General features: G+C 59.6%; 32 protein-coding genes. 5 read left to right on the plus strand and 27 right to left on the minus strand.

Annotation, left to right across the window (positions count from 1 at the left end; all coding sequences use genetic code 11):
* Positions 1–23 precede the first annotated feature (23 nt).
* The 12 genes from KIH45_RS16895 to KIH45_RS16950 form a co-directional block, all read right to left on the minus strand.
* Positions 24–506 carry a hypothetical protein gene (locus tag KIH45_RS16895; RefSeq protein WP_213177175.1) on the minus strand — a complete coding sequence of 161 codons (483 nt, stop codon included), beginning with the start codon at positions 504–506 and terminating at the stop codon, positions 24–26.
* A 270-nt stretch (positions 507–776) separates the two neighbouring features.
* On the minus strand, positions 777–914 hold the full coding sequence (locus tag KIH45_RS16900; RefSeq protein WP_213177176.1) for a hypothetical protein: 138 nt from the start codon (positions 912–914) through the stop codon (positions 777–779).
* Between the two features lie 385 nt (positions 915–1,299).
* A complete protein-coding gene (locus KIH45_RS16905; RefSeq protein ID WP_213177177.1) occupies positions 1,300–2,319 on the minus strand; it encodes a J domain-containing protein in 1,020 nt (339 codons plus the stop codon).
* A gap of 69 nt (positions 2,320–2,388) precedes the next feature.
* On the minus strand, positions 2,389–2,655 hold the full coding sequence (locus KIH45_RS16910) for a hypothetical protein (protein ID WP_213177178.1): 267 nt from the start codon (positions 2,653–2,655) through the stop codon (positions 2,389–2,391).
* Positions 2,652–3,080, minus strand: a complete 429-nt coding sequence (locus KIH45_RS16915) for a hypothetical protein (protein WP_213177179.1) — start codon at positions 3,078–3,080, stop codon at positions 2,652–2,654. Before KIH45_RS16915 ends, KIH45_RS16910 begins: the two co-directional genes overlap by 4 nt.
* A gap of 14 nt (positions 3,081–3,094) precedes the next feature.
* Complete coding sequence (locus KIH45_RS16920; protein WP_213177180.1) at positions 3,095–4,576, minus strand: DUF4942 domain-containing protein; 1,482 nt, start codon at positions 4,574–4,576, stop codon at positions 3,095–3,097.
* Positions 4,577–4,636: 60 nt separating this feature from the next.
* Positions 4,637–4,879 carry a hypothetical protein gene (locus KIH45_RS16925; RefSeq protein WP_213177181.1) on the minus strand — a complete coding sequence of 81 codons (243 nt, stop codon included), beginning with the start codon at positions 4,877–4,879 and terminating at the stop codon, positions 4,637–4,639.
* On the minus strand, positions 4,872–5,360 hold the full coding sequence (locus tag KIH45_RS16930) for a hypothetical protein (RefSeq protein WP_213177182.1): 489 nt from the start codon (positions 5,358–5,360) through the stop codon (positions 4,872–4,874). The genes KIH45_RS16925 and KIH45_RS16930 overlap by 8 nt, the downstream gene beginning before the upstream one ends.
* A 26-nt stretch (positions 5,361–5,386) precedes the next feature.
* Positions 5,387–6,469 (minus strand): deazapurine DNA modification protein DpdA family protein, encoded by a 1,083-nt coding sequence (locus tag KIH45_RS16935; protein ID WP_213177183.1) that lies wholly within the window; start codon positions 6,467–6,469, stop codon positions 5,387–5,389.
* A gap of 1 nt (position 6,470) precedes the next feature.
* Positions 6,471–7,070 carry an alpha-ketoglutarate-dependent dioxygenase AlkB family protein gene (locus tag KIH45_RS16940; protein ID WP_213177184.1) on the minus strand — a complete coding sequence of 200 codons (600 nt, stop codon included), beginning with the start codon at positions 7,068–7,070 and terminating at the stop codon, positions 6,471–6,473.
* Between the two features lie 38 nt (positions 7,071–7,108).
* Positions 7,109–7,525 (minus strand): hypothetical protein, encoded by a 417-nt coding sequence (locus KIH45_RS16945; RefSeq protein ID WP_213177185.1) that lies wholly within the window; start codon positions 7,523–7,525, stop codon positions 7,109–7,111.
* Positions 7,526–7,709: 184 nt separating this feature from the next.
* Positions 7,710–8,942, minus strand: a complete 1,233-nt coding sequence (locus KIH45_RS16950) for an RNA-guided endonuclease InsQ/TnpB family protein (RefSeq protein ID WP_213177186.1) — start codon at positions 8,940–8,942, stop codon at positions 7,710–7,712.
* A gap of 166 nt (positions 8,943–9,108) precedes the next feature.
* On the opposite strand from KIH45_RS16950, the gene KIH45_RS16955 reads away from it, so the two are divergent.
* Both KIH45_RS16955 and KIH45_RS16960 read left to right on the plus strand, forming a co-directional pair.
* On the plus strand, positions 9,109–9,588 hold the full coding sequence (locus KIH45_RS16955; protein ID WP_213177187.1) for a hypothetical protein: 480 nt from the start codon (positions 9,109–9,111) through the stop codon (positions 9,586–9,588).
* A gap of 146 nt (positions 9,589–9,734) precedes the next feature.
* A complete protein-coding gene (locus tag KIH45_RS16960) occupies positions 9,735–10,064 on the plus strand; it encodes a hypothetical protein (protein WP_213177188.1) in 330 nt (109 codons plus the stop codon).
* Here KIH45_RS16960 and KIH45_RS19395 read toward each other — a convergent pair whose 3' ends face one another.
* Complete coding sequence (locus KIH45_RS19395; RefSeq protein WP_273544194.1) at positions 10,065–10,199, minus strand: hypothetical protein; 135 nt, start codon at positions 10,197–10,199, stop codon at positions 10,065–10,067. It abuts the gene before it with no gap.
* A gap of 266 nt (positions 10,200–10,465) precedes the next feature.
* Here KIH45_RS19395 and KIH45_RS19400 point away from each other — a divergent pair, with 266 nt between their 5' ends.
* Genes KIH45_RS19400 through KIH45_RS16975 form a run of 3 tightly spaced genes read left to right on the plus strand, consistent with a single transcriptional unit; the run spans position 10,466 to position 12,664 of the window.
* Entirely contained in the window at positions 10,466–11,071 is a 606-nt protein-coding gene (locus KIH45_RS19400) for a glycosyltransferase family 2 protein (protein ID WP_213177189.1), read from the plus strand.
* A 40-nt stretch (positions 11,072–11,111) separates the two neighbouring features.
* Positions 11,112–11,720, plus strand: a complete 609-nt coding sequence (locus KIH45_RS19405; protein ID WP_213177190.1) for a glycosyltransferase family 2 protein — start codon at positions 11,112–11,114, stop codon at positions 11,718–11,720.
* A complete protein-coding gene (locus tag KIH45_RS16975) occupies positions 11,708–12,664 on the plus strand; it encodes a hypothetical protein (protein WP_213177191.1) in 957 nt (318 codons plus the stop codon). The genes KIH45_RS19405 and KIH45_RS16975 overlap by 13 nt, the downstream gene beginning before the upstream one ends.
* 77 nt (positions 12,665–12,741) lie before the next feature.
* Here KIH45_RS16975 and KIH45_RS16980 read toward each other — a convergent pair whose 3' ends face one another.
* The 14 genes from KIH45_RS16980 to KIH45_RS17045 form a co-directional block, all read right to left on the minus strand.
* A complete protein-coding gene (locus KIH45_RS16980) occupies positions 12,742–13,119 on the minus strand; it encodes a hypothetical protein (RefSeq protein WP_213177192.1) in 378 nt (125 codons plus the stop codon).
* Positions 13,120–13,207: 88 nt separating this feature from the next.
* Positions 13,208–13,498 (minus strand): hypothetical protein, encoded by a 291-nt coding sequence (locus KIH45_RS16985; RefSeq protein ID WP_213177193.1) that lies wholly within the window; start codon positions 13,496–13,498, stop codon positions 13,208–13,210.
* Positions 13,495–13,791 carry a hypothetical protein gene (locus KIH45_RS16990; RefSeq protein WP_213177194.1) on the minus strand — a complete coding sequence of 99 codons (297 nt, stop codon included), beginning with the start codon at positions 13,789–13,791 and terminating at the stop codon, positions 13,495–13,497. The genes KIH45_RS16985 and KIH45_RS16990 overlap by 4 nt, the downstream gene beginning before the upstream one ends.
* Positions 13,792–13,843: 52 nt before the next feature.
* Positions 13,844–16,003, minus strand: a complete 2,160-nt coding sequence (gene ligA, locus KIH45_RS16995; RefSeq protein WP_337925504.1) for an NAD-dependent DNA ligase LigA — start codon at positions 16,001–16,003, stop codon at positions 13,844–13,846.
* A 19-nt stretch (positions 16,004–16,022) separates the two neighbouring features.
* A complete protein-coding gene (locus tag KIH45_RS17000; protein ID WP_213177195.1) occupies positions 16,023–16,406 on the minus strand; it encodes a hypothetical protein in 384 nt (127 codons plus the stop codon).
* Between the two features lie 110 nt (positions 16,407–16,516).
* A complete protein-coding gene (locus KIH45_RS17005; RefSeq protein ID WP_213177196.1) occupies positions 16,517–17,194 on the minus strand; it encodes a hypothetical protein in 678 nt (225 codons plus the stop codon).
* A 192-nt stretch (positions 17,195–17,386) separates the two neighbouring features.
* Positions 17,387–17,821 carry a hypothetical protein gene (locus KIH45_RS17010; RefSeq protein WP_213177197.1) on the minus strand — a complete coding sequence of 145 codons (435 nt, stop codon included), beginning with the start codon at positions 17,819–17,821 and terminating at the stop codon, positions 17,387–17,389.
* Positions 17,822–17,838: 17 nt separating this feature from the next.
* Positions 17,839–18,291 carry a hypothetical protein gene (locus KIH45_RS17015; protein ID WP_213177198.1) on the minus strand — a complete coding sequence of 151 codons (453 nt, stop codon included), beginning with the start codon at positions 18,289–18,291 and terminating at the stop codon, positions 17,839–17,841.
* 2,840 nt (positions 18,292–21,131) lie between these two features.
* Positions 21,132–22,016: a hypothetical protein gene (locus KIH45_RS17020; RefSeq protein ID WP_213177199.1), complete on the minus strand. Its 885-nt coding sequence runs from the start codon at positions 22,014–22,016 to the stop codon at positions 21,132–21,134.
* A 10-nt stretch (positions 22,017–22,026) separates the two neighbouring features.
* Positions 22,027–22,182, minus strand: coding sequence for a hypothetical protein (locus tag KIH45_RS17025; protein ID WP_213177200.1), 156 nt, complete (start codon positions 22,180–22,182; stop codon positions 22,027–22,029).
* Between the two features lie 90 nt (positions 22,183–22,272).
* Positions 22,273–22,413 carry a hypothetical protein gene (locus KIH45_RS17030; protein ID WP_213177201.1) on the minus strand — a complete coding sequence of 47 codons (141 nt, stop codon included), beginning with the start codon at positions 22,411–22,413 and terminating at the stop codon, positions 22,273–22,275.
* A 69-nt stretch (positions 22,414–22,482) separates the two neighbouring features.
* Positions 22,483–23,682, minus strand: coding sequence for a hypothetical protein (locus KIH45_RS17035; protein ID WP_213177202.1), 1,200 nt, complete (start codon positions 23,680–23,682; stop codon positions 22,483–22,485).
* Between the two features lie 24 nt (positions 23,683–23,706).
* The gene (locus tag KIH45_RS17040; RefSeq protein WP_213177203.1) at positions 23,707–25,716 is read right to left on the minus strand and encodes a transglycosylase domain-containing protein; all 2,010 of its coding nucleotides are present in this window, start codon (positions 25,714–25,716) and stop codon (positions 23,707–23,709) included.
* Between the two features lie 69 nt (positions 25,717–25,785).
* A partial coding sequence (locus KIH45_RS17045) for a DNA cytosine methyltransferase (protein WP_213177204.1) occupies positions 25,786–26,708 on the minus strand: 923 nt, incomplete at its 5' end.

Below are 26,708 nucleotides of genomic sequence, written 5' to 3' on the forward strand. Positions count from 1 at the left end.
TTGAGAGCACCGCCCTGCCCTGTTTAATCGATGGCTGGATCGACGGTTAGAACGTTGCCCATCATCTCGTTTCGAATGTACGAGAATTCCAGGCCGTCGACTTTGACCTTCGAGGCGGGGCCACCGTCCGAAAAGTCAGAGACGAGCTTAGAGATCGGCTGCCCGCATTGTTTGAGATCGGGGATGTCGTTGGCGGCGCAATAGACAATGGCCATCGCCATTAAGGCGTCGGTTCCGCTCTCAAGAGATCCATCACCGGTCGCGATGATTATGAGGTTGGCGATGTCATCGCTTTCGTCCAGCGAGCCGGTGAATGCCAGGTTATCCGTCGGCGAATACATGAAGCTCGGATTGTCGGGATTGATCGGCTCGAAGGTCCAATTTTTCCCTGCTGCTTCGGCAAGCGCATTGAACCTCGTGACGAAGTCTTCCCGGCTGACCGCCAGACCTGCATTTTCGCTTTGAGCGACGATCTGCTCGTCCTGCTTGTCGGCTTCGGGGATCAAGGCGACGAAGGCGATGAGGAAGATCAGCGCGGCGAAAAATGCGCAAGCTGCCTGGACGCTACCTGCAGCACTCTATTTCTTGATCGGCTTGAAGAAGACGATGAATGCGCCGATGAGGCAGATGACGCCGGCGAGGAACGCCAGGAACGCGAGAAAATCTTGCATTGAAACTCCATTGCGGTGGGTGGGTAAAGTGTTCGCGCCAGGCACAGCTTCGCCGCCGCTGTTGCCGTGAGGCACCAACGATGGCGAAGCCGGAATGGCCGTGGATCAGGGGAAGAAGAGGCGGTCCACGATCAGCAGGAAGGTCTGCAGTTCGTCGAGAACGTCATTGGCAAGACGGGCAAGTTCGTCAGCATCTGCCGAATATTCGGGAGAATTGAACTTCTCGAACGGGATTGCCCGCATCGTGCTGCTTCCCTTGAGAAACGACGTTTTAAAAGCATAAGCGAGCAAGAACTCGTCGACTGCCTTGATCAGTCTCTTGCTTGCCGAAGCCAAGATCGGGTTCTGGAAGGGGTTCGGCCGGTTTCCCCATTCCCATGCGAAGGCTCCAAGCCTGTCCGGTGCTTCCTGATGGTGGGGAACAGTCCAGTGGGTCAGGCCAAGAAATGGGATCGGGGTCGGCCCGAAGTCTGTCAGCAGTTTTATGGTTTCGCGAAGGTCGTTTTGGGTATCGGAAATCAGGGTATTTGAGTTTTGTAGCATAAGGCTCCTAAGTTACTAAGTTGTAAGCCTTTATACTCGTTTCGGGGTATCGCCCGCCATATCTTTCGACGTTGCCGGTCGTTTTTTAACGGCGCGATATTGCCTGGGGCAGCGTGCTCTGCACCTGCTGCCAGATCAAGGAAGGTCGTTCATCTGTCGCCTGCGGGAAGCGTTCGTAGAAGCCGTCGACCTTCATCAATTGCCTCTGGAAATACTCGTTTCGGGCCATCGGATACTCCGATGTAAATGCTTGATCGAGAGTGTCAGCCGCCATGTCGAAGGCGACGCAGTAATCTGTCTTGAGGATGTCGTTTGATCGCTTCGCTGCGGCCTCGCAGTCCCGGCTGTAACCCTCTGATCCGATCGTTCCGCTTTCTCGGTGGATCCGGGCGAAGTCGGTGACGGCGCCGTCGATCTCAGCCGTGAACTGACCGAATGTCGGGATCGGCTGTTCGACCACCGGTGACGGAGTGACCAGCGGTTCCGGCGCGATCGACGGTGTGTCGATAGGCGATCCAAATGCACCTTCGGCGTCCATCATGTTGCCGGGAGTGCCAACAGACACCGGCATATCGTCGTAGTCTGATGCCGCGCGAAGGTCGGAGTTGTACCAGTAGCCGTAGGCCAGTGCGAGGGCGAGACCGCCGCCGATGACAGCGATGATCGAAATATCCTGTTTCGCTTGCCCCTTGGGCTTCGCAGCGTGGGGGTTCGGACGGGCCTTCGACTTCGGGTTCGGCTTTGCCTGGGCATTGGGCTTTGGCCCGGACTTCGGCCCCGCGCCATTTGTTTGCCCGGGCCGCGGCCCTTGCCTGCTTGCTCCCGGTTGGGGACCTGGCGAAGGTTTCGGCTTTGCAGATGGCTGGGGCTTCGCTGAAGGTTGGGGCTTGGCGGATGTCTGGGGTCGTGTCTGGTCATAGGCACGCCGCCGCGCAGGGTCCTTCAAGGTTTCATAGGCCTCGTTGAGAGCCTGCGCCTTGGCGGCCGCATCCGGCGACTTGTTGGTGTCCGGATGGTATTTGCGCATAAGCGCTTTGTAGGCGGCCGCGATGACCTCGGCCTCTGCGTCCGGCGAAACGCCGAGAACACTGTAAAAATCCCTCATCGCGACCCCTGGTTCTTAAATCCGGTGTGATCCGGACTTCTGTCATAACCCGATAACGTGGCTATTCGGTTAGCGCCACATCGCACCTGATCGGCGCCGGCTTTCATTGTTGCCGGGCACCGCGCTCTTGGCGACCAGCGAGTTGAAGTTGATCGGGATCGGGCTCTCGGCGTAACCAGGGTGAATATCGCCCTTGGCATTCACCACCCAGCAGTCAGCGATATAGCAGCCATCGGCGCCCTCGTAGGCCTCGACGTGGTCGTAACCCTTGCCATACTCATCGTCATAGTGTTCGGGGTCTTTCAGGCGATATCGGGTGTGGCTCTGGAAGGTCACGATTTTCCTCCTTCGTCGTCTTCATCTCGCTTGCCGATTGCCTTTGACACCTTCGCCAGGCGCGCCTCGATTGCGTCGGCTGCCTCGCGCGCCTTGCGCGCTTCTGCCTCGAGGTGCTGTGCGATGTCCCCGCTCGCAGCCTCGAAGATCACGATGCTGAGATGCGGGTATTCGTGAAGCGCTCCCCGCAGGGCATCGCTTCCGGGCTTTCGGGTCTGGCCGGTACGAACCAGCGGTTCGATGAGCTGACGGTGCGGGAGCGGGATGGCATCGAAAATGGCATTGGCGACCTCCCTCGCCTCTTGCGTCGTCATCTTGGCGCGCAGGGCCTCCGTGTCTGCCTTGTGCTTGTCGGCTAGGATGTGGAAGCGGGCATCCCAGCGTTTCGCCGAGATGAGTTCGCTCGACTTGATGATTGCGTGCATGATTTGGCTCCCGCTCAGTCTTGGGGTTTGCGGATCGCAAGGACGCAGGTGTTCACATTCGTGCCTGCGTGCGCGAACGAGCGTTCGGGCAGGTCCCGGAACATGTCGTACCAGATGGCATTCCATTCACCGGCCCGCTTGAGCAGCGCCTTCGAGCGGGGGTTTTCCCGGAATTCGACGCCAGCCGCCATGATCGCGACGAGCTTGCCACCCGGCTTTACGAACTTCATGGCGTGCATGACATGATCGCAGTCGAGCGACCGGTCGAACGGCGGGTTCATCAGAACCACGTCGAAGGTGCCCACGATTTCAGGCGTCAGCTGCATGAAGTCGTTGACCATCAGGCGCCCGAGGCCGAGCCCGCCAAGCTGGCTGGCAAGGTCCGCCTGGATTTCGACCGCCGTGATGTTGCGGGAGTTGGCACCGGCTCCGATTGCGGCTTCGATCAGCGCGCCGGTACCGGCACTCGGTTCAAGGATCGTCGTCTCGGACGAAATGGACGTGAGCTCGCCCATCTCGAGAACCTTGCGTGCCAGCTCTTCGCTCGTGGGGAAGAAGCCGAAGTTCTTCGCGTGCATGTCACGGGGGCGAATGGCGTACTCTTCGCGCGCCTTCTCGCCCGCGGTATCTGCTCCCTCGCCCAGCGTAGCGCCGTAGTAGGTTGCAAGGAGCCGGTTCACCTCCTCGAGGAGATCCTTGCGCTTGAACCAGACATGGACGTTGCCGTTCTTGAAGACCTTGGCTTCGAAGTAGTCGCTATGGGCGACGAAGGCCTTTGCGGTCATGCTCGAACGCTGGGCATCGATTGCACCGACGATCCCGGCTGCGCGTTCGGGCTGCTCTTCTCCGTCGAGGACATGGAAAGTCCGTTCGACATCACGCAGGACATCGTCCTTGCGGCCGTAGTGGTTCCACATGCCGTAGTCGTTGAGTGCGTTGTTCAGCACCACACGACTGCCGATCTTGAAGCCGTCATGTGAGCGGAAGCGCCGGTCGAGCTTCGAGAAAGCGTTGGCGATCCCGCGCATGAAGATCTCGTCGGCTGTGCCGGCGAGGTTGGCGAGCGTCGTGTAGCAATTTTCGGCGGTTGCCTCGGGCGGGTCCTTCTCGAGCTGGTCGCGAAATTCCTCGCGGGCCTGCGCGTCCATCAGCTTCTCGATATCGGTCGCCTCGACCAGATGCTTCCAGATGGCGCGGTCGAGCGTCTTGCGGATGCCGTCGATGAACTGCTCGCGGCGTTCAGGGCGCGTCTTGATGCCGCAGGGGTGCAGCAGCCTGTCGAATTCCCTCGGGAAATAGCTGGCGCCCGGCAAGTGCCCGGAAATCGATGCCTTGTCGGCGATGTCTCCGGCCTGCTGCAGTAGGTCGAATGCTTCGCCATAAAGGGCAAGAGCGCGGTGACGCTTGGTTTCGATATCTTCGATCGTGCTGCGCTGGACGGGCAGGTTGTCGTTTTCAGGCGCAGTGTATCGCTCCGCCTTGAAGGCAGTGGCCATGGTCGGTCTCCTTGGGAGAAATATTGAGGGGGTTTGGGGGCGGCGCCTAAGCGCGGCCGGTCAGGTGCAGATGCTGGTCGCGTAGCGCAGGATGAAACGGGCTGCCTTGGCTTCGGTGCGATCCTTGATGAGATCGGACATGGCAAGCGTCCAGTGCGTGCCGAGCAAGTCGTTCAATTCGCTTTCGATCGCAGCCATGTCCTTGTCTGCGAAGATCTGCAGCAGGATGACATGAAGGCGGCGCACCGGTCCGTAATCGGGGTGGTTCGGCTGGTCGTAGATGGGGAGTGCTGCTTCAGGCATCATTCTGCTCCTCGATGATGTCTTCGATGTTGGTTTCGACTTCGGGGCCGCGGCGGATCTCGACGTTCCATCCGGCGGCCAGCAGGGGCGCGAAAAGACGCTTCACGTCCTCGTTGAAGTGGCCGAAGCTGTTCTTCTCGATCCATCCCTTCGCCGGCTCGACGGCAATGCTGATCGCGGTGTCGCTTTCGATGAAGAGCGTGGCGTTCTGGAAATCGCTTTCCTGTGCATCGGCGATCTCGCCGTGCTTGATCTTCAGGCCCGGCGCTTCGATGTCGGGCGAGTAGCCGTTCAGGGCGAGGATTTCGGTCAAGGCATCGGGGTTCTGCGCCCAGCTCGCGTATTCGTCCCGGGACAAACCAAGGCTTTCGGGCAGAGAGACGCTGTCGCTGGTTTCGCTGTTGTGCCAGGCCTCGACCCAGTCATCGATCTGGTCGGGCTTGAGATGGCCTGCGAGAATGAGGCCGACGAAGGTCTTCATGGATTAGGCTCCTTGGAAAAATCTGATCAGGCGGCGAGCGGCAGGTGCTGCTTTGCCGGAGTATTGAGGTCGGCGCCGGGGACGAGTTCTGCTGCGAGCTCCATCACCCACTCCTCGAGGAAGCGTCCGCCCACGATCTGGTCGTGATCGAGATCGCCGGATTCGATGAGGTCGTTGATCTGCGAGCGGGCAAGCGCCTCGAGTTCGTCGAGAATGGTCCCTGCAGGTGCTTTTCCCTTCCCCTGGGGAAGCTCTCTCTGGATGCTCATGGATCGGGGTGAAGCGATGCGTGCTCGCTGCTTTCTGACCCACTGCTCCATCACGCTGGCCGTGAAGGCGTTGGATTTCGAGAAGTCGGGATCAGTCTTCCTGCGTTCGTTGGCGAGGAAGCGGGCACGAGTTCCGTATGCCTGGCTGTCGATGCTGTCGATGCGGTTCTGGAACATGCAGGCGGCTTCGGCAGCGTCGCTCTTGATGCCGAAGAGATGCAGCCTGACATCCTTGGGAAGCTCGCGGTCCAGGCGATCAATGATCTCGATCGCGCCGTCGGGGCCAGATGCAGACCTGCGACACATCGATCCCACGCCGATCGTTGCGCCGCTGCGGACCAGACCGGCGATCTTGTCCCAGACCCGAAGATAGTCGTCCGCGTTTGCGCCCTGGATGACTGGCATCAGCCTCTCGGGAATACCGAGATCCTTGGCGATGCGGTGGCAGGACCAATTGAGGTTGATGGTCTTTGACAGTCGCTCTTCGACTTCATGACGGTTGGCCGCGATCTCGGGCTCGACGCAAAGGTCCATGGATGAGAACCTCGTGATCGCGGGGTGCGCGCACAGGTCTTCGATGTAGGATTCCACAGACCAGTCGTATCCGCCCTTCAGGGCCATCGCGACGAAGCCGGCGCTGTCGAGATGAAGCTCGACATCCAGTTCATGAGCCCTGTCGAGCGCGGCTGTATTCCAGCCTGCAAATAGGCGGATGCCGGAAGGTTCCTTGCGCCATTTTGCAAGGGCGTTGGCACTGAGCATGACAGGAGCGTGGAGGCGAAGCGCGGTGTCGAGGAGTGGCCCGCGCGAAAGGGCGGGCAGTCCGACAATGATGCGCATTTCAGTCTCCGATTATTTTCCTGAAAGTAAGGGTGATGCGGTCCTTCCGGCCGACCTTCTTGGGCAGGCCGTGGGTCCAGTTCCGTTGCAGGGCGCCAGCCATCAGGAGCAGGCTCCCGTGGGGCGTTTCGATCTGCGTGTTGGGCTCCAGTTCGGGCATGATGCGCTGGTGGTGCGCCTTGGGCTTGAAGTGCAGCCCCCTGCCCTCGCCAAGGGTCACCATGGCGATGACCGGATCGCGGCCCAGTTCAGGTTCGTTGTCGGCATGGAAGCCGATCCCGTGGTTCTTGCCGGCAACGTAACGGTTCAGCAGGACAGAATTGAAGACGCCGCCGGTGCGGGCCTCGACCTGTTGGCGTAGCGCCTCGATGGGTTCGGGCATCGGGCGGGCTTTCAGCGACAGGCCCGAGTAGCTGTAATTGCCTTGGCCGAACCAGGCAGTCAGGCGGGGCTGCGGGAAGATGCGTCCGTAGACCTCGACGTCGCGCTGTTCCCACTCGACATGATCGATGAGCGTGGAGAACAAGCTGTCTGCTTCCGCTTCAGAAAGAAACGTAAGGTCGCGCGCGATGTGCGCGCCGGGCATTTCGATGTTTTCCATTCTCTACTCCTTCGCTGCCATAGGCACGCAAAGGAAAATCAGGCGGCAGCCTTGTCCTCAGTTGGGTTGTGCCGCGCTTCGAGAATTCGGATCTGGGCCGGATTCCACACAACCGCAGATTGCCCCCGGTCACGTCCTTCGAAGGCGTTTTCGTAAAGCAGGCAATCATGACCAGCGGCTTGGGCAATGCGGATCGCCTTTGCCCATCCATCCTCGTCGAGCTGGTCTCTTACAGTTTTCGGATTGCTGTAGGAGATCTCGGCCATCACGATGATGCCACGGAACCCGGATGCATCTGGCGTTAGATCGGAAAACTCCTCGATCGGCAGGCTGGCCAGGCGCATCGTTGCGACGTGGGCGGCTTGATCGAGACTTCCGAAGTGCACACCGCTTGCCGGAATGCGGAAGCGTTCGAAGGCGCGAACCGTGCCATGGAACAGAACTTGTGCGTGCATGTTCGCTATCCTCTTAGTTGAACTTGTAAGCGCTACTTACAAGTTGCGGGCATCAGTCCTTGCGCTATGCTTTTTCCAACCAACGCAATGTAACCGGGGGGTCGTATGCGGAAGGTAAACCTGGCTGTCGGTATTTCTTAACATCTTCCCCGCCCTGAAGAGACGGGGATTCCCTTGAGTTGGGCTAGGCCGCAACCGAGAGGATAGTTGACGCTTCGCAGGGAGCTAATGCCTTGCCCTCAGCGTCCAGCAACGGAGTGTTCCCCCGCCGTTTAAGGTTGATCCCGCGCGCAAGGATATTACGGGCGGCGTTGATGTCGGCATGCGCTTGATGATCGCAGACATTGCACCGGAAGGTCGCTTGGCTCTCGCGATTTTCTGGTGCGGTATGACCGCATTCGGCGCATTGCCGAGACGTGTTTTTGGGGTCGACGGAGATCAGGATGCCGCCGCGTTCTTCGAGCTTGTAGCCGAGCATGGTGGCGAACGAGCCCCAACCGCTGGCAAGGATCGCCCTGTTCAGACCAGACTTGGCTCGAACATTGCGGCCCGGCTCTTCAGCAGAGCCCTTGGCCGACCGGGTCATGCCCGAGATATTGAGCGCTTCGATAGCGACGAGACCATTGTTGTTGGCGATCGAGCGAGAGACCGCGTGCAGCATGTGCTGCCTCCGCCGGACCTGCCTCGCATTCAGACGAGCAAAGCGGCTGCGTGCCTTGGCATAGCGCCGCGAGCCGCGCTTGCGCCGGCTCATCGCCTTCTGGGCCCTGCGGATGGCAGCATCGGTATGAGCAACACCAGCAGGCAGCCGGTAGATATCGCCGGTAGACGTGGCGATCGGAGCGGCAACGCCCCGGTCGATGCCGATCTGGCCGAGCGGAGTTGCGCATTCCGCGATTTCCAGCGTCACAGCGAAGCTGACGGCCCATCCTGAAGCATCGCGGCGCAAGGTCGCCGTGCGGATGCTCTTTTCCAATCCGGCAATCTTGCCACCGTAGCTATCCCGCATCCGGATCCAGCCGATCTTGGGAATGAAGACCTCAGACCAGCGGCGCGAGATCCGGCGGATCTTCACCTCGCGTCCGTCGTGCCGGAAGCTGTCGTCGACATATTTCCGGCGCGGTCGCGGATAGGCGGCCCGGCGCGCGAAGAAGTTCTGGAAAGCGCGCTCGAGGTCGTTGAGGGCGTGCTTCTGGGTGGTTTGGGCCCGCGCGGCGATAAAGTCGAACTCGGCGCGCAAGGTCTTGATCTCGGCACTCTGCGTCGACCGGCCAAGTTTATGGCGCTGGCCCCAGGTGCGGCGCTGCTCGAGCATCAGGTTGTAGACGAGCCGGGTCACCCCAGCAGTGCCTTCGAGATCGGCAATCTGCTGGGCGGTTGGCTTGAGCCGATAGACTTGGCCTCGGATGAGTTCCATTTATATGGCCCCCTTTCATAATTGGCTGTCTAATGCGGCGGAGCTCGGATCGATTTCGGGCGGAGCTACAATGAAGATCAGAAGTACCGGTGGCTTAAGCTCCTATCCCTCCCCGCCCTGAAGTGACGGGGCTTCTCGGAGCAATTGGGTGATGGCAGGGGTATGGTTGGCGGATCAGGCGGACGAGGATGTGGCGATTGGCAATAATCGCCGCGTCACGTTGGAGAAGCCGGAGCAGACGTTCGTGGTCGACGCATTTCGCGAGGGCAAACCGGTTCCCTCTGGCGAGTATGTAGCCGAGGTTGGTTTCTACAAGCGTCGGGGCGCCAAGGACGGTAACCCCGAAGCTGCCGGCGTCAACGATATCGAGGCCGAGGATCGAGTGCGGCTGGCCGGATTGGGCATGACGCGAGCGCAAGGGACACGACAGGTTGAATTGCAGCGCTGGGTCATGGGGAACGTTGCCGCAAATGATCCTTGGGACCAGGCACGTTTCGAGGCGAAGCTAGGGCGTGCGGTCAAAGGGCCATCAACGCTCAGCCATCTGCATGATGCTTATTATTTCCCAGAGGCCGATATGACCTTTCTCGTTAATAGGCTGAGGCGCGAGGTTTCGATATGGCGGCTGGGGAATGTTCAGACCTGATAGTCGGATAGGTTAACGAGGTAGTCCGTATATGGGACATCCTGCAAATGGCGGAAACCTTATAGATATCGAGGGGTTATAGCAGCAGGACAAAGCTATGGTGGCTGCTTGGCATTAACCATGGCAACGCGACATCAAGGATTTTTGTGCCTGCCAATTCTCCAGAGGCTGCCCCCGCCTCTTCGATCTCTGACGCCCCTCAGGATTACCGTTACCGAAATTCGAAGCCATGGTCTGTCCTTGGCCTGTCGATCATTGCCTCGGTCATTGCCGTTGCGGTGATCGCTGGTGCTTGGTCAGGGCTTTCTTCTGCAACCGAAGACGATCGGATTGCCGCGCCGCCCGACCTTCGCAAGGTCGTGACGAAGGCCGGTGCTACCGGTGAGAAAATCGTCGATGATGCGAAGACCGCTCTGACTGATCGCGAGCGGAGAAATTCTCCAGACCTCGATGACGATCCGGATCTTAACGGTTGATCAGAGGGTGAAGTTGATAAACCCGAGTGCGATCGCGGCCTTGCCTGCGAAGAGCACGATGAGGAGCGCCGCATCGGTCGACCGTTCAAGGAACGTGTCTGTCTCGACAGAGATGTTTTCGACCGGCGGGGCCACGAGGGTTACTCCTGAAGGTTGCGACCTCAGGGTTAGCCTCGCGAACTTACCAAAGGATTGAGGCCTGACATGGGGTTTCGACGGATAGACCGTCGGCCCGATCTGCCAGGATCAGAATCCGACCTTGCGCAGAAGGTTGAGACAAGATGGCAACAACAATAGATGCTGGCGGTAGGCGGGAAGATATTTCCGACGCCTACTGGAGGAAGCGCGACAGGCGCAGACGCCGCCGGTTCGCAGGCGCGCTAGCATTTGCATTTGCATGGATGATCTTCAGCATCTGGCTCTCGATGCCGTGGCTGTCGGACCTCGGGGAGCTATCTCACCCGATCATCGCGCTCTTCGTGCTGACGTTCATCGCCTATGTGCCCGGCTTCATGAACGCGTTTCTGCTGATGAGCCTCGTCTTAAGGCCCGACGCGAGGCGCGCGACACCGGCAAGCTGGCCGTCTGTTACACTGCTCGTTGCCGCCTACAACGAGGAGGAGCTGATCGCGGACACGATCCGCTCCTTGAGCGAGCTCGACTACCAGGGCCCGCTCGAGATCATCGTGCTCGACGATGGCTCGTCCGATGCAACGACCGCGCAGGTCGAGGCGATGAGCCACCTGTTCGACGCCCAGCCGCTTCGCAGGCTCATCCCCGTCCGCCGCGAGGTGAACAGCGGCAAGGCAGGCGTATTGAACTACGGGCTGGAGATGGCCTCGCATGATCTCGTCGTCACCATCGATGCGGATACCCTGCTCGACCGCCGCAGCCTGACGTCGATGATCGAAAGGCTGGAGGCCAGTCCTCCCGGCACGATGGCGATCGCGGGCACCGTCTTTGTCGGCAATACCTTCGCAAGCTGGGTCACGAAGATGCAGCAGTGACTATTTCCATGGCATCGCCGCAGTGAAGCGAATGCAGGGCATGTATGACGGCACCCTCGTCGCGCAGGGCGCTTTCAGCCTTTATCGGCGTGAAGCCCTGCTCGAAGTCGGCGGGTGGCCTGACATGGTCGGCGAAGACATCGTCGTCACCTGGGAATTCCTGAAGCGCGACTGGCTGGTCGGCCATGCCGAAGACGCGGTCGCGTGGACGAGCGCGCCGGAAACCTACAACGGCCTTGCCCGCCAGCGGAAACGCTGGGCCCGCGGCATGATCGAGGCGCTGGAACTCAATAACAGCCTGCTCAAGAAACGGCGGCTCTCGACCATGTTCATCTGGTGGAACCTTTTGTTCGTGAGCATCGATCTCACCTTCACCCTCGGCTTCATCCCCGGCCTTGTTCTCGCGGCATTCGGGATCTTCTGGCTCGCGGGACCGCTTACCCTTCTCGTCCTTCCCCTCGCCGCGCTCTGGAACGTGATCATCTACCGGATCCAGATGCGCATGCTGAAGCGGCAGGACATCAAGATGAAACGAAGCCTTTGGGGCTTCATCCTCTTCTCGCTGATTTACCCGCTGATCATGCAGCCGGTCTCGGTGTGGGGATATTTTGCCGAACTGACTGGAGGCAAGAAGCAGTGGAATTCGTAAGCAAGAAGTCGCTCGCAACAGCCATCGGCATCGCGGCCATAGGGATGTCGTCGCCCTCGGCTGCGAAGGACGCGGATGCCGGCGGACGATATGTGCGGCCCGCAGTCGGAGCGGACATCTTTGTCTCCGACGATAGCGACGACACCGAGATCGTGCGTGCAGGCTTTGATCTGGATTTCGACAACAAGGGCGATAACGACCGCCTAGGCGTCCGGCTCGAGAAGGCATGGTACGAACCGGCCGGTCAGGAGCAGCACGAGCGTGAGCGGGTATTCCTCCAGGCCGGACAGGAGTTCGGCGACTGGCAGGCTCGCGGCAGGATCGGCACCGACATGCACTCAGTGATCGGTTCGGTCTCGATCAACGACATGGCAGCGTTGAGGAAAGAGTTCTTCATCGAGCGCGACATCGTGGAGACGCAGATGGGCCTCGACGACACGCCCATCTACTCGACCTTCGCGGGCGCTGCGATCGACCTGCCGGTCGATGACCATAACGTCTTCAACGTGCTGGCAGGCTACCAGGACTTCACAGGCGACAATGAACGCTACCACTTGCGCGGGACCTACATCCACGTCGTGAAACCGTCGTGGGGCCTGTCGGCGCAACTGCGCGCCCGCTACTTCCATTCCACCGAACCGGGCGAATACGACTACTACTCGCCAAAGAACTATCTGCAGGTGCTTCCCGCAGTGCAGGTCCGCCGGTTCTTCGGCGAAGGATGGATGGTGCAGGCAGTCGGTGCGATCGGCGCACAGCGCGATTCATCGAGTGGTTGGGAAAGGTCTCACTTCGGCCAGATCCGGATGCAGAGCCCGCGCGGCGACTACGACTGGTCGGTAAACGGCGAGATCACGTACACCGACACGCCTTCGGGAAACAGCACGATCGGTTCGGGCTATTCCTACGTGCAGGCGCTCTTTGGAGTAACGCGGCGTTTTTGAGTGGTCATGCGATGGCAGCTTTCGGGATTATCGCAGAAGGCGCTGCTTGGCTGCTATGGGGTGGCAAGCGGACGTAGCTACAAACAGCCCTCTTCCGAGACGACTGCGCTACTTTCAATGATTACACCGTCGATTGCGGACCAACGAACCTCGACCCGCTCTTGGCAAGGCAATCCATGGATTGTTCTGCTTGCTCCGCCCCTGTGAACATCTTCAAACTTGTTGTCATCGAGCCACCGCAAAAGGTCGGCTTCCGGCGTGCCTTCGTCAAATCTTTGCTGGAAGGCTAGAACAGGTGTGTCCCATCGCGCATCGCCGAGAAGGGCGGGTCTTTTGTCCGCCAAGGCAAACCCTATTCCAAGCATGATATTTTGCCATGTCATCGCAATGAGCAATGCCAACGCTATTGCGCCGAGAACGAACCACTTAGTCCGAAAGAAAGATTTGGTTGCCATGCGTTGAACCTAGCTTGATCGGCTAGGTCCGCAATCGGGTCGTTAGCTGCTAGTCCGCTTTCGGGTCCGAGATATCCGAAAGCGGACGTCATTTCCGATAGACTTCCTTGACGTCGCAGCTGTCGTCCTGATCCACAAAATACAGCACGTCCTCGTAGACGAAGGCTTTTCCGTACATCGCATAGACATAGCAATAGCGCGTCTGGACGAGGAAGGTCCCTTTGTAGCTTGTCAGGAGGTAGAGGTTCGAATCCTCGCGCTTGACCGTGTAGGTTTCGATGTCGAGGGCATCGACGAAATCCTGAAAGCCTGAGGCGCCTGCATTTGCAGGTGCGAGCAGGCCGCCGATGGCGGCGAGGGTCAGTGCGAACCTCTTCACGTTTCGGCGTCCTCGATCTCGTCGTCTGTCCAGTGCTTGTTGTAGCGGTTACGCCAGTAGAAGTACCCGATGATCGCGCCCGGCACGTACATGACCCAGGCGAAGTAGGCGAAGCCTTGGCCGTCTGCGTTCCCGATCCCCGCTAGCACAGCGATTACCAGCAGCGCAGCCATGCAGGTTTTAAGCGCCCTGCTTTCCGGCGGGTCCTTCTTGAAGGCAAACAATCCGATTATCGCGGAGATCAGAAAGAATCCAAGAACGCCGCCCACCATTGCGCCAAGCAAACCTGCCATAAAATTTCCCCTTCTTGATGCGCCGGACGCCCTTAGGCGCCCGGCGTTCCCCTTATTGACCGACTAGCGTGTGCCACCCGGCTTCGTCGAGTATTTCAATAGTCCCAATGTCTTGAGCTTTCTTTAGCTTCGAACCGGCACCTGGACCTGCGACGAGAATGTCCGTCTTTTTCGAGATCGAACCGGACACCTTGGCCCCAAGCCTCTCGGCTTGAGCCTTGGCTTCGTCGCGCGACATTGTCTCGAGACTTCCCGTGAAAACGACAGTCTTGCCGGTGACAGGCGACTGGCTGACTTCGACCTTCTGCAGAATTTCGATCTCGAGCTGCGAGAAAAAGCGTTTCGCGCGCTGCGCGTTGTCGGTGTCATCGAAGAAATCGAGGACATTGCGAAGGACGACCGGGCCGATGTCGGGAATTGCGACTGCTTCTGCGAGGAACTTCAGGGCAGCCGCACTAGCCTTGTCGGAAGTCTGGCCAAGGCCGAGTTCGCGAGCATAGACCGCATTGCGCGAGACCTGCAGGTTCCTGATGCGTTCGAGGATTTCGGGGACGCTTCCCCATTCCCGCGCGATCGTTTTCGTGGCCGAGCGACCAAAGTGTCGAATGCCCAGGCTGTAGAACGCCCGATCGACCGTCGTCTGCCGTGCCGCATCGATTGCCCCGATCAGTTTGTCGACGCTGGTTGGTCCCCAGCCCTCCTTGGCCATGATGGTGCCTCGATGCTCACCGAGCGAGAAGATGTCGGCAGGTTCCGACAGAAGTCCTTCGGAGATGAGTTCGCCGATGATCTTGTCGCCCAGGCCGTCGATATCGAGTGCGTCCCTGCCAGCGATATGGACCAGGCGCTCATGGACCTGTGCCGGACAATGCAGAGACCCTTCGCAGTAGGCATCGGCCTCCCCCTCAGCTCGCACAATGCCGCTGCCACAAGCAGTGCATGAGGCGGGAAACGAGAAAGCAGGCCGCTCGTCGTGCCCGGTGTTTGCCGATGACAGTCCAACGATCTGGGGAATGACATCGCCGGCCCGCTGGATGGTGACGAGATCTCCTTCGCGCAGGTCGAGGCCGGCAATGTGATCCTCGTTGTGGAGCGTCACGTTCGAGACAACCACACCTCCGACAGTGACCGGCTGGAGCCTGCCAACCGGGGTGATACGCCCCGTGCGGCCGATCTGGATCTCAATGGCTTCGAGGCGAGTATCGGCTCGTTCGGCCGGAAACTTCTGCGCGATACCCCAGCGCGGCGTGCGCGAGACTGCTCCGAGCTCTTCGCGAGCCTCGATCGCGTCGAACTTGACCACTACTCCGTCGATATCGAAAGGCAGATCGGGCCGGTGGACCAATGCGGTATCGTAGGCCTTCATGATTTCGTCGACGGTGCCGTTGGTGGTCCAGGTCACCGTTTCGTCGAAGCCGATGTCCCGGCCGAAACCCCAAGTCTTCAGCTGGTCAGTGATCTGCGACCAATGCCCTGGAAGATCGCCGTCGATTTCGCCGATACCATGGGGGAGGAAGACGAGTCCGCGCTTCGCAGTCTTCGAGGCATCCTTCTGCCGCAGCGATCCGGCGGCAGCGTTACGTGGATTGGCGAATGTGCGTCCAGCCGCACCGCTTGCGTTCAAATCGTTGAATGTCTTGCGGGGCATGACGACTTCGCCGCGGACCTCCAGGATGTAAGGCGCGTCTGCCGGTATGGTCTTGGGAATGCCGGCGATGACCTGAGCGTTCGCCGTGACGTCTTCGCCGGTTGTTCCATCGCCCCTCGTAGCGGCACTGACGAGCTTGCGATCAACATAGCGCAGGGACAGGGAAACGCCGTCCAGCTTGAGTTCGCTGGACATCGCGACGGTGGCGCCTGGTGCGAGGCCCAAGGACTTCAGGTTGCGATTGAGCCACTCCTCGAGCTCTTCGCGGCTGAAAGCGTTTTCGAGGCTGAGCATCGGTACCGCGTGGGTGACTGGCGCGAAGTCGGGGGACGGCTTGGCGCCGACGCGTTTGGACGGGCTATCTTCGGTCGCGAGTTGCGGGAAGGCGGCCTCGAGTTCGAAGTAGCGCCGTTCCAGCCTATCGAATTCCGCGTCGCTGATCTTCGGCTCATCCAGCGTGTGATAGAGATATCGGTGGTTGACCAGCTTCTCGGCCAGGTCTTCCATTTCCTTGCGGGCGTCGTCGATGGCCAGTTCAGCCACAGGCGTCAGGGTGTCGGTCAAATTCGGTCTCCTCGAGGGGTCAATTGGTTCCGGGTGTGTCGATGACAAAGACGCTGCTCATTCGTCCGCCCATTGCGCACGGGGTTCCGTTCACGGGCGGCAGGAACAGGCGTTCTGCTTCGTCATCTGAAAGCTTGATGGCCTCGCCGCCGACGATGCGGCGATCTGCCAGGATGCGGTATCGGCGGCAGCCTTCGCGCATTTCACCGATGCCGATGACTGTGCCTTCGATGTAGCTGGCCAAGGGGCCTTCGAGATCGGTACCGATGAACTCGGCTCCACTGCGATATCCAAGCGGGAAGTCGAACGATCTCACGCGCGAGCCCGGTTGTATCGGCATGCCCGTCGGGTCTGCGGTTTCACGCAGGGCGTCGGGCGGCAGTGTCGGGGTCATTTTTTCCATTCTCGTGCTCCTTCATTCGAGCAATCGCGGTTCATGGATGCGAAAAGCCCCTCCTTCGGCGGAAGGAGGGGCTCGTTCTTCTGGCGTATTCGGGCTGCGACCCGAGTGGTTCAGTTGGCTGCGGAGTTTGCCTTGCGCTGGCGGGCGATGCGGCGTTCGAAAAGCTCGAAGCCGACGATATGCCCGAGGTTGGCTTGCACCGGGCAGCTATCCTCTTTCGGCAAGGCGCCGATACGCGGGATGGCGTACTGGATGCTCATGCACACCCTGATAGTCGGCGTTCCGGCAGCTGTCTCTTCGGCCGAGAGGAAATAGACCTCGTCGATCTTGATGTTTCGGAAGTAGAAGGTGCCTTCAGCGGACGAGATCTCGCGAGCCTTCTCGGACATTTCCTTGAGATACTGGGCGAAGATGAAGGAGCGCTTTTCCAGCTCGATCATGTGCTGAGCTGCGATCTGGGCGATGGTCGCCAACTGGTGAGCACTCTTCCCGATCGGGTTGACCTTGCCGATCCGGATTTTGCCGTCTGCGTGCAGATCGTTCGCGGTGGCTACCGTGAGGGTTGGCATCCATTGGCCACCCTCGAAGCCCAGGTCAGCAGGTTTTGGCACGGCTCTGGACCATCCTGCTTTCTGGAGATGGTCAGCAAGGTAGACAGCTAGAATGTCTTCCCAGCACATGGCGGTCGGATGAGAGGCCTCATCCCTGTCCATTGGTATCGCGCGCTTTGAGCTTAGAAGAGCGCTGGCGGCGGCATTGTCCAAGTTGCCGCGGCACTGCTGTTGCATACATTTCCCCGTCCAGTGTCAGTCGATCCAAGTTCCCCTTGCCGCAATTATAGGATGGTTAAGGAAACTGAAACAACCCCGCCTTTCGGATAAGTCGTGAAACTGGACGGAACATGATGCGTCAGGGCCACAATGTTCGATTATGGTACAGTGGCTTGCTGGCGCATCATGCAGGATCTGTTTGCAGGATGATCAGGGCGTCGCGGGTTCGACCTTCTTGCCGAGAAGCATTTCTGCCAAGGCCCGACCTTCAGCATTGGAGAGTGCTGACCTTGCCTCGTCATTCTCCTGCAGCTTGATCCCGAAAGCTGGCGCATAGGTCCATTCGAAGATCGTCGGCTCCCGGTCGTGGCCAAGGAGAATGCCGACGTCGAGCGGATCGTCTCCGGCGGTCGAGTAGATCAGCGCGATTGTGTCGAACGGACCCTGCGCGCAAAGCTTCCCGATGTTGTCGCTGATGGCGGAGAAATGCGCGTCTTCGGTGATCTCGACGCGTGCGGATCGAACCGACTTGTCGTGATGGACGATAACGGTCGCATGTCGCGCTGCCTTGGAGAGCTGGGCACGCTCCGTCGAGATGTCTGCCAGGAAGCTGACAAGCGCGAAAGGAAGGGTCGGATATGTCATCGAAGTGTCCCTCATGATCAGAATTTCTGGGATTCGAGCTTGAACTTCTCGCCGTTGGCCTGAAGCCAGAGGCCGTCATCAACGGTCAGGCTCCAATCGCCGAGTTTCGTCAGCTCCTTGGCATTTGGCGTGATCTGATTGCTCTCTGGAACATAATGACCGTCACGCTCGATCAACTTGCCTTCGGCTGCCTCGAACACTCCTTCGACGCCTCCTTCTTCTCGGCGCACCTCGAGGGTGAACGAATTGTCGAGTGCAATGTCGATCAGGAGTTTCCCGGCGGGCTCCATGCGGACTGCCGTCGTCGTGTAGCGACCTGGCAAGGCGAAGGGCTTGGTTGCCTCTTTTGGCACAGCAGCCGGTTCTGAAGGAGGAGATCCTTCTGAGGCCGCAAAAGGGTTCTCTGAGGGAGACTGATCGCCGCAGGCTGCCAGTGCGAAGACGAGGCAGCAGGTGAGGATCTTACGCAAGGTATGGGTCCTTTCGGGAAGGAGGAGTGCTTTCGGGCAATCATAGGATGGGATCGTCGAAAGGCGGAATCCATTCGACTTCACCCCCCGATCTACGGCTTCGTTCTAAACACGTAAGCCGACTTGCAGGATAGATTTAAGGTTTTGGCGATAGGGGCGTTGGGCCCGATGGGTTGCCGTCCTATAACTGGAATGCGAGCGTTTTCCCGCTTCTCAGGGAATTGCGCCACTGGTATTATTAGGATGACGCCATAAACGGCCCCATTCCTGCGCAGGGAATCAGATTATGAATTCCAAGAAGAAAGCCATCCTTCTAGGTGCTGCCTCGATGGCATTCCTTGCAGGTGCAGCGCCTGCTCTGGCTCAGGACGTCGTGTTCGTCCGCCCTATCTTGTCGACCCAGTCTGGTGAATACTCGTGGACGACATCGCCATATCGCGCGGTCGATGGCAGCGGGAACACGCTGAACGAGGCGAGCCTTTGCGGGACTTACGCCGTGGCCCGAACCGCGCAGTGCGTGAATAGCTCGGGAAGCCCGGTAGACAGCAGCTTCTGTTCGAGTGTCGCAAAGCCTGCAACGTCATCGACGCAGTCCTTTAGCGGTGGCTGCACCTATTCGTGGAATACCGGTTCCTGGGTCGATCCCGGCGCATCATGCACGAGTTCTGAAACCCAGACGCGTCCGGTTTCGTGCCGCGTTGATCAGACCGGTGCAACGACCGCCGATTCCAATTGCTCGGGCGCCAAGCCAGCCACTGCGCAGACCGTTAGCGATTATTCGGCTTGCACCTACTCGTGGCAGACTGGCGGCTGGGCCGATCCGGGAGCTTCGTGCACCGGCTCGGAAACGCAGACCCGTTCGGTCACCTGTCAGCGGTCGGACGGCACCACTGTTGCAGATGGTAATTGCTCGGGCGGCAAGCCAGCGACCTCGCAGACCGTCGCCGATTACAGTGGTTGCAGCTATGATTGGCAGGCGGGCAGCTGGGGCAGCTGGTCGGACAGCTGCTCCTCGTCTGCCACGCGTAATCGCGCTGTCTGGTGCTATCGCTCCGATGGCCAGAACATGGATGCGATCGAATCTTCTTCGACCTCCCATGCTCGATGCTCGAGCGATCCTACTGCGAGCCCTGAGCCTGCTGCGAGCCAGACAGGCGCCAATTATGCCGGCTGCACATACTCGTGGGTGACCTCGGGTTGGGGCGCGTGGAATTCGACGTGTAGCGGATCGGCGACGCGTTCGCGCTCGGTCTCCTGCCTTCGTTCAGATGGCACCACGGTGGCAAACAGCAATTGCACGAGCGCGCAGCCTGCAACGTCGGATACGGCAGCTGTTTACACCGGATGCTCGTATGACTGGCAGGTCGGTAGCTGGGGTTCCTGGTCTTCGACCTGTTCGTCTTCGGCGACGCGCAACCGTGCGGTCTGGTGTTTCCGGTCTGACGGCCAAAACATGGACGCGATCGAGCCTGCATCGACCGCGCATCAGCGTTGCATCGACGATCCGTCTGCTAGTGCGCAGCCAAACGGCGGCGAGACGGCCGCGGTTTACAGCGGCTGTTCTTATTCGTGGCAGACAGGCACATGGAACGACCCGGGCCCGTCGTGCACCAGCTCCGAAACCCAGACGCGGAGCGTTTATTGCCAGCGTTCTGAAGGCACCACCGTGTCGGACAGCTATTGCGGGGGCGCGAAGCCTTCGGGATCGCGGTCTGTCTCCGATTATTCGGCATGCACGTACTCATGGAACACGGGTAGCTGGGTTGATCCGGGCGCATCTTGTACCGATGCAGAAGTTCAGACCCGTAGCGTTGCTTGTCGCCGGTCCGATGGAACGAACGTTTCCGATAGTAACTGCAGTGGAACGAAGCCCTCCGGCACTCGAACCGTAGGCGACTATTCGGCTTGCTCTTCCCAGACGTCTGTCCAGTGGAGCGGTTGGACTTATGCGTCTACCTGCTCTGCAAATACGACGCGTTCGCGCACGGGCACCTGCATCATCGACGGTAGCGCGGTTGATCCGAAGTATTGCGAGACCTACGGCGGAAAGCCGCTTTCCGAAACGCAGAGCACTGCGAATTATTCGGGCTGCTCCTACAACTGGGTTGCTGGTTCGTGGGGTTCGTGGAGCAGCACCTGCTCGTCGTCAGCGACCCGCAACCGTCCGGTCTGGTGCTATCGCTCCGACGGACAGAACATGGATGCGATTGAGCCTGCATCGACCGCCCATCAGCGTTGCATTGACGATCCAACAGCAGGTCCCATGCCTAGCGCAAGCGAAAGCGGCGCTGTCTGGTCGGGTTGCACCTACAACTGGCAGACGACGCCCTGGTCTAACTGGGAGGGATGTAATGGTCCTGGCGACACGTCGGACCGTACACGCTCTGTGTCGTGTAAGCGGCAGGAAACTGGTGCTACTGTTTCGAACAGCTATTGCTCTGGTGGCACCCCTGCATCGTCGCAGAGACTGGCCTGCACTGGATCGCCGTGCGACCTGAATGTCGTGAGGTCGACTTATGGTCCGCGCTCATGGGTGCATGGACCTTCCTACGATGACCCGCAGTCCGAGACTCCCCTTCATAAGAGTGACTGCTGGTCACGGAATGGCGTGTGTCTCGTTCTGGCCCAGACGGGTCAAAGCACCGGTACCGACGCATACGGTGATCTGGTTTGGGTCACCGAATGGACTGAAGTTTGTTACCGCCCAGACAACAGTGGTAATTTCCAGAATGTTGGCTCCTGGTCCTACGAATATCAGGACTGATCATTGTTACCCGATCCGGAAAAGAAAAGGCCCGCATTTCGCGGGCCTTTTTGGTTCTCGGAGCAACTGGTTGATCTTAGAGCAAGCTCCTATCGACGAGCAGCCACAGTGCGGCGAGGGCCAGACCTGTAACAATAGCGATGATTGCAGGTCGAAGTTCAATCGAAGAGTTCAGAACCTTCGTGGGGCTTGCGGCCGCGGCCTCGCTCTCTTCCGCATGCCCGGCAACCCGTTCGACCTTGGCTTCAGGCTGGGTAGGCTTGGCTTCGGTGCTTTGCCTGAATGCGATTTTATCATCGGGTGGGATTGCAAGGCTGGCCAGACCGGCGGCCTTCGCCCAGACCGAGACATGCTCGATCGACGCGAGACCGCTGTTCATCAGGATCGGGCGGTCCCGAAGCAGCTTCGACCTACTGGCTCCGCCTCGCGCGAGCCAGTCATTGAACATGTGATACCGCGAATTATGCCGCGGTAGAATCTGCGCATCGCCAGTTCGGATATGCACGATGTCAGCCGGTTCATGGAGCCCGATAGACCGGAACACCATCGGCAACGGATGCCAGTCCTTTGTTTGCTGCGGGTCGCCGGCTTGTAGTCTCTCGAACGTGAACGGATCGAGCACGTGGCCGTCGATCTCCAGCCAGAAGCCCTTTGCCTGGTTGCTTTTGATATAGCCTACCTGCTGGCGGCCCGGCTCCTGGAGATCCGGGAAGATCACGAACGAACCTACATTGCCTTTGACGAAGCGTACGCCCTCTCCCTCGATCAGCTGAGCGAGAAGTGCGCAGCCCTCCTCGTCCCATCGGCCGGTCGGATTGGTTGCCTCGAAAAAGGCGATCACCTGCTTCGTCTTGGCAAGAATTTCGATTGCCCGATCCTGAGCGAGTTCGGTGGGTTCGGCCACGTTCTCGTGGTCGGGTTCGTACGGACCGCCATCCATCGTCTGCATCATTTCAGTCATTGGGCGTTCCTCAGAACAGGTTCTTTTCAAGGGCAAAGGCGGCGACAAGCCCGATCGCCGATATCGCGGTGACGACAAGCGCCGGACGCACTTCCCAGCCCTTGATGCGGAAGAGGGTGCAAGCGCTCTTTGTGTGCCGGACGTGCGGCATTGCTTCGATTGGCATTTCGGGCCTCGCGTAGTTACTTCGGCTTTGTTTTAGGATGGGGGCAAGGCTGGCCAAAATGTCGTCGACCGCTTTGCGTGTGGCACTGGCTCAGGTGCCATGCACCTCGCGCTGGTTTTCCACCCAAGCATGATAGCCAAGGCGCGTGTCGTCGTTTGCGACTTCAGCCTTCCAGTCATCGAGCGGGTATTCGGGATCGACGTCCCAATGGGACTTTTGCTTTTCAGCCATGGCATTCCTTTCGGGTTATGAAAAAAGGCCCGGCAGTTGGGCCGGACCTTTGTTTGTTGACCTTTCCCTTTAGAGAACGTCGCCTTGGGCGGTCAGGGCATACAGTCGGTCATCGGATGGGTCAGATCGAGGGAGTATTCTCGATTGGAGTTCGAGAACCTTTTGCAACTGGAAACGCTCCTTCAGTTGTTGCGCGCCTGGCAGGACACCGATGAGTTCGCCTGTACGCATCAAGCGGCACGCTTCATCGAGATCGAGCGTGGACAGTAGCCTTTCGAATTCATCGATTGCATCCACGCGATCTTGGTTGCCTATGTCGCTCCGCCCCATGAAGGTAGTGCCAGCGTAGATTTTCCGGTTGGTCATGCGCTGTGGGTGGGGAAGATGAAGTGTCTGGTAGGACTCATGCGTAAAATATTGGTCTTCCCAATCGCTGAGAAATGACTGGCGGCTCGATTTGCGCTGCCAACCGTATCGATTGACGTGCGAGGGCATCCACATTTCCTTGCGGCTCATTATGATCATGCCGCCGAGAAATGGTGCCGCGATATAGTGAGGGCCTGGTCGGCCGTTGGTATTAGCTGCAAGCGTAGTCAGTGCCCAAGAAGCTTCCATGATCCGATAGGCTTCGACCAGCGCGATATGGATATCTTCGTGGCGCTTTTCGCTCCGCTCCCACAAGCGGGTCATCGTGTGTTGGCTGATGGCGATGCTGGCAAGTTCCTGTACGAACTCGAAGACCGAGGAACCTAGAGCAATCCGCATTCGCATTCCCATGAGAAAAACCTCGTCGTGGGTTTCCTCCGGTGCCGGGCCGCCGGGTCTGCTGACGCGGAATTTTGTCGGGAGCGGTGTCGTGTAGGATAGGTAAAATTCTCTTTTTCCTGCTCGTTTGAACTCTCTGGAAATCCGCCCAAGCAGGTAGGAATTATTCATCTTTTTCACGATGGTCTGCGCCATGCGGAAAGGGTCATATTTCCCCGCTGCGATCGATACGCATTTCGAGGCCATGACCATCACCTCTTCCATGTGATCGCGGGCGATCCGCAGATAACTCTTGATCCCGTAACGCGCACCGATGTCCGCCAGGGCGACTGAAATCTGGGTATTGTCGCGGGTTCGTAAGGCTGCGCAGATTTCGCTGCCGCCCTTTCCGGCCGTCTCACTCATCTGGATGTCGAAGAGAAACGAGTCTTGGATCGAATGCCTGGGCATGCCTTCCAGATGGTCCGACGAGCTGTAGGCTTCGACTTTTGCTAATTGCGGCATTTGGAATCTCGCGATGCTGTTTGATTAGTTGTCGGGCCTGATGGCCCTGCTGCGTCCGGCATTGCGCTGTTCCTGAGGCGGCGGGGGCGGCTGAACGGCCGGCGCTGCAGGCATGGTCGGGACGATGATGTCCGGCGCGCGCGTGGTTACTGCCGGCGCGTCAGGCAACTGGGTCTTCATTGCCGGATTCGGAGCCGCACGCTTGGGCTTCGGGAGCGGAGTGAGCGTCACCACTGCGGGCCGGTTCGCGACGGCTTGGCGCATGAACTGGGAGAAGGCGCGCGCAGGCGCCCTGCCGCCCTGGAGGCCCGGAATGGGGCGAGCATCGTCCCGTCCGACCCAGACGCCGGTGACAAGGCCACTGGAGAAGCCAATGAACCAGCCGTCCTTGTTGGAATTGGTCGTGCCGGTCTTGCCGGCTGCAGGTCGGCCAATATCGGCTGCCCTCCCCGTGCCGAATTCAACGGTCCCGCGCATCATGGTGACCATGTCTGCGGCATTTGCTGCAGAGACGAGCTGCTGCGGCTCGCCGGGATCGTGATCGTAGATGGTCACGCCGTCGCGCTCGATGCGCTCAATTCCGTAAGGGACAACCGTCCGCCCAAGTGACGCAACCGAGGCATATGCCCGTGTCATGTCGAGGAGACGAACGTCCGATGTGCCAAGGACCAGGCTGGGCGTTGCAGACAGCGGCGTCGAGATCCCGAGGCGGTGAGCCATGCCAGTGATCTTGGTCATGCCCACGTCCTGTCCCAGCCGTGCGGCCACGGTGTTGAGCGACCATGCAAATGCCTTGCGCATCGGAAGCATGCCTGAATACCGGCCAGAGCTGTTGTGCGGGCTCCAGCCGCGAATATTCACCGGTCCATCGTAGACCGCACTGTCCGGCCTGTATCCGGCCTCGAGCGCAGAGAGATAGACGAACAGCTTGAACGAGCTGCCAGGCTGCCGCTTGGACTGTGTGACGCGGTTGTAGGTCGACGTAGCGTAGTCGAGGCCGCCGATCATCGCCCTGATCGCTCCGCTCTCGTCCATCGACACGAGGGCAGTCTGGGCGCCGTCGGGCGCCTGCTCTGTCACGGCATCGAGCGCACTGCGCTGCATGTCGGGATTGAGGGTCGTGTGGACATCGATGCGGCCGAAGCGCTCGGGGACCAGCTCTTCCATCTGGTCTTCGAGCCAGTCGGTGAAATGACGGCTCGAGGTACGCAGCGATGAGCCTTTGGCAGTTGCAAAGGCGGGTGCGTCGGGTTCGCTGGGGGCATCCGGCGCTTGTCCGGTTTCGCGCATTCGCTCCAGAACCACGTTCATTCGGCCAAGTGCGGCTTCCTGGTCTGCAGTAGGGGCGTAGGACGACGGTGCCTTTGGGAGCCCGGCAAGTAGGGCCGCTTCTTCGATCGAGAGTTCGGTGGCAGGATGGCCATAGTAGCGCCGCGAGGCGGCATCGATGCCGTAAGCCCCTCCCCCGAAATAGACACGGTTGAGGTAGAGCTCGAGGATCTGCTCCTTGGAGAGAACCTGCTCCATCGCAAGCGCCACGATCATCTCGTCGATCTTCCGGCGGAAGTCGTAGCTTCGTGTCAGGAACAGTGTTCGCGCGACCTGCTGTGTAATCGTCGAGGCACCTTGCATCCGCCGGCCGGTGCCGCGGTTCTGCCATGCAAAGTGAACGGCGCGCGCGATCGCCAGCGGGTCGACACCCTGATGCGCGCGATAGCGGTGATCTTCGACTGCGATGATCGCCTGACGCATCTCGAGCGGGATGTGCTGGTATTCGATCCACTCGCCATAGGCAGGACCTGTAGAGTGCAGGACAGTGCCGTCGGTCGCGAGGAAGCGGACGGTCGTGCCCGTCGGCAGCTCGGTCAGCTGCTCGAAGTCCGGAAGACCGGTCGAGGTCCGGTAGACGGCGTATCCTGTGCCAAGCCCTGCTCCCAGGGCGAGGCAAGCTGGCAAGGCGATAGCCCAGCAGATGCCTATCATGACCTTCTTCCAGCGCGGCCGTTGCTTGCGCGAGGCTTGGTCGGTTGTCATGCGGGATGGTTCTTTCGGGTTGGCATTTTTCCGCTATTTTAGGATGGCGTGTGGGCCGCCCCAAATGCGTCAGGTTGCCAGCAGCGTCTGCTTCAGGCTCTGGCCCATTGCCTTGCCCAGATTGCACGGAACGGCGTTGCCGATCTGCTTCAGGCCATCCGACCAGGTGCCGTCGAAACGGTAGTCGTGCGGGAAATCAGAGATTGCCGCGGCCTCTCGCACTGTGTAATGGCGATAGCGAATTGGGATTAAGTCATTGTATTGTATCATATTTTCCCCACCCGAAACACCATGATCGCCGGCGCGAAGCGTTTTTGACGCTTCATCGATCGGTGAGCCGGTATGGCCCTTGTAGGCTTTTGCTTCGCGGGGCGCGGCCTCGTTATTGGCCGCATCATCCGGGATAGAGGCAAGCACGTCCCTGACCGTTCGGTGCGCCTCAAGCCGGGGGGCAAACAGGTCGCGCGGATTGCGGTTGTGCTTGCGCAGCCATTTGAGGCCTGCATCGGACATGATCGGGCGCTCGAGCCCGTGGCGGTCCCAATAAGTGCCGGTCAACCACTGGTCTTCCATCAGCTGTTCTGCGCTATGGGTCGGCGCAGGCGCCTCGAATTCGGCTTCGATGTCCCTGCGGATGCCGGTGATGAAGAGGCGCTTGCGCTTCTGGCCGGTTCCGAAGTCTGCTGCGAGAAGCGTGTGGACGCTCACGACATAGGAGGGATCGAACGTCTGGCCGGATGCGAGGATCTTATCGAGCCTTTCGGCATCGTCTGACCATTCATCGGGCTTCGCTATGGTCGGGAGTGCCAGGGCCTTCACCAGGTAGTCGAAGTAGGCACGGTGACCGGAGGCCAGGTGAGGCACGTTCTCGAACGTGAAGGCCTTGGGTCGAAGCTTGGCGACGCTGCGGATCGCTGAGAACGGCGGAGCAATATTCGACCACGGTAGCGGCGGGATAGTCCTGCTGCGGGCGGCGTAAAAGTCGTCCACCT

Source organism: Croceicoccus gelatinilyticus (genome assembly GCF_018398395.1).
Taxonomy (GTDB): Bacteria; Pseudomonadota; Alphaproteobacteria; order Sphingomonadales; family Sphingomonadaceae; genus Croceicoccus; species Croceicoccus gelatinilyticus.

Bases quoted from the DNA above. Each gene is read 5' to 3' on its own strand.
- KIH45_RS16900 (WP_213177176.1), bottom strand. From the start codon at position 914: ATGCGGGCAATCCCGTTCGAGAAGTTCAATTCTCCCGAATATTCGGCA.
- KIH45_RS16905 (WP_213177177.1), bottom strand. From the start codon at position 2,319: ATGAGGGATTTTTACAGTGTTCTCGGCGTTTCGCCGGACGCAGAGGCC.
- KIH45_RS16915 (WP_213177179.1), bottom strand. From the start codon at position 3,080: ATGCACGCAATCATCAAGTCGAGCGAACTCATCTCGGCGAAACGCTGG.
- KIH45_RS16920 (WP_213177180.1), bottom strand. From the start codon at position 4,576: ATGGCCACTGCCTTCAAGGCGGAGCGATACACTGCGCCTGAAAACGAC.
- KIH45_RS16925 (WP_213177181.1), bottom strand. From the start codon at position 4,879: ATGCCTGAAGCAGCACTCCCCATCTACGACCAGCCGAACCACCCCGAT.
- KIH45_RS16930 (WP_213177182.1), bottom strand. From the start codon at position 5,360: ATGAAGACCTTCGTCGGCCTCATTCTCGCAGGCCATCTCAAGCCCGAC.
- KIH45_RS16935 (WP_213177183.1), bottom strand. From the start codon at position 6,469: ATGCGCATCATTGTCGGACTGCCCGCCCTTTCGCGCGGGCCACTCCTC.
- KIH45_RS16940 (WP_213177184.1), bottom strand. From the start codon at position 7,070: ATGGAAAACATCGAAATGCCCGGCGCGCACATCGCGCGCGACCTTACG.
- KIH45_RS16945 (WP_213177185.1), bottom strand. From the start codon at position 7,525: ATGCACGCACAAGTTCTGTTCCATGGCACGGTTCGCGCCTTCGAACGC.
- KIH45_RS16950 (WP_213177186.1), bottom strand. From the start codon at position 8,942: ATGGAACTCATCCGAGGCCAAGTCTATCGGCTCAAGCCAACCGCCCAG.
- KIH45_RS19400 (WP_213177189.1), top strand. From the start codon at position 10,466: ATGATCTTCAGCATCTGGCTCTCGATGCCGTGGCTGTCGGACCTCGGG.
- KIH45_RS19405 (WP_213177190.1), top strand. From the start codon at position 11,112: ATGTATGACGGCACCCTCGTCGCGCAGGGCGCTTTCAGCCTTTATCGG.
- KIH45_RS16980 (WP_213177192.1), bottom strand. From the start codon at position 13,119: ATGGCAACCAAATCTTTCTTTCGGACTAAGTGGTTCGTTCTCGGCGCA.
- KIH45_RS16990 (WP_213177194.1), bottom strand. From the start codon at position 13,791: ATGGCAGGTTTGCTTGGCGCAATGGTGGGCGGCGTTCTTGGATTCTTT.
- KIH45_RS17000 (WP_213177195.1), bottom strand. From the start codon at position 16,406: ATGGAAAAAATGACCCCGACACTGCCGCCCGACGCCCTGCGTGAAACC.
- KIH45_RS17005 (WP_213177196.1), bottom strand. From the start codon at position 17,194: ATGCAACAGCAGTGCCGCGGCAACTTGGACAATGCCGCCGCCAGCGCT.
- KIH45_RS17010 (WP_213177197.1), bottom strand. From the start codon at position 17,821: ATGACATATCCGACCCTTCCTTTCGCGCTTGTCAGCTTCCTGGCAGAC.
- KIH45_RS17020 (WP_213177199.1), bottom strand. From the start codon at position 22,016: ATGACTGAAATGATGCAGACGATGGATGGCGGTCCGTACGAACCCGAC.
- KIH45_RS17025 (WP_213177200.1), bottom strand. From the start codon at position 22,182: ATGCCAATCGAAGCAATGCCGCACGTCCGGCACACAAAGAGCGCTTGC.
- KIH45_RS17030 (WP_213177201.1), bottom strand. From the start codon at position 22,413: ATGGCTGAAAAGCAAAAGTCCCATTGGGACGTCGATCCCGAATACCCG.
- KIH45_RS17035 (WP_213177202.1), bottom strand. From the start codon at position 23,682: ATGCCGCAATTAGCAAAAGTCGAAGCCTACAGCTCGTCGGACCATCTG.
- KIH45_RS17040 (WP_213177203.1), bottom strand. From the start codon at position 25,716: ATGACAACCGACCAAGCCTCGCGCAAGCAACGGCCGCGCTGGAAGAAG.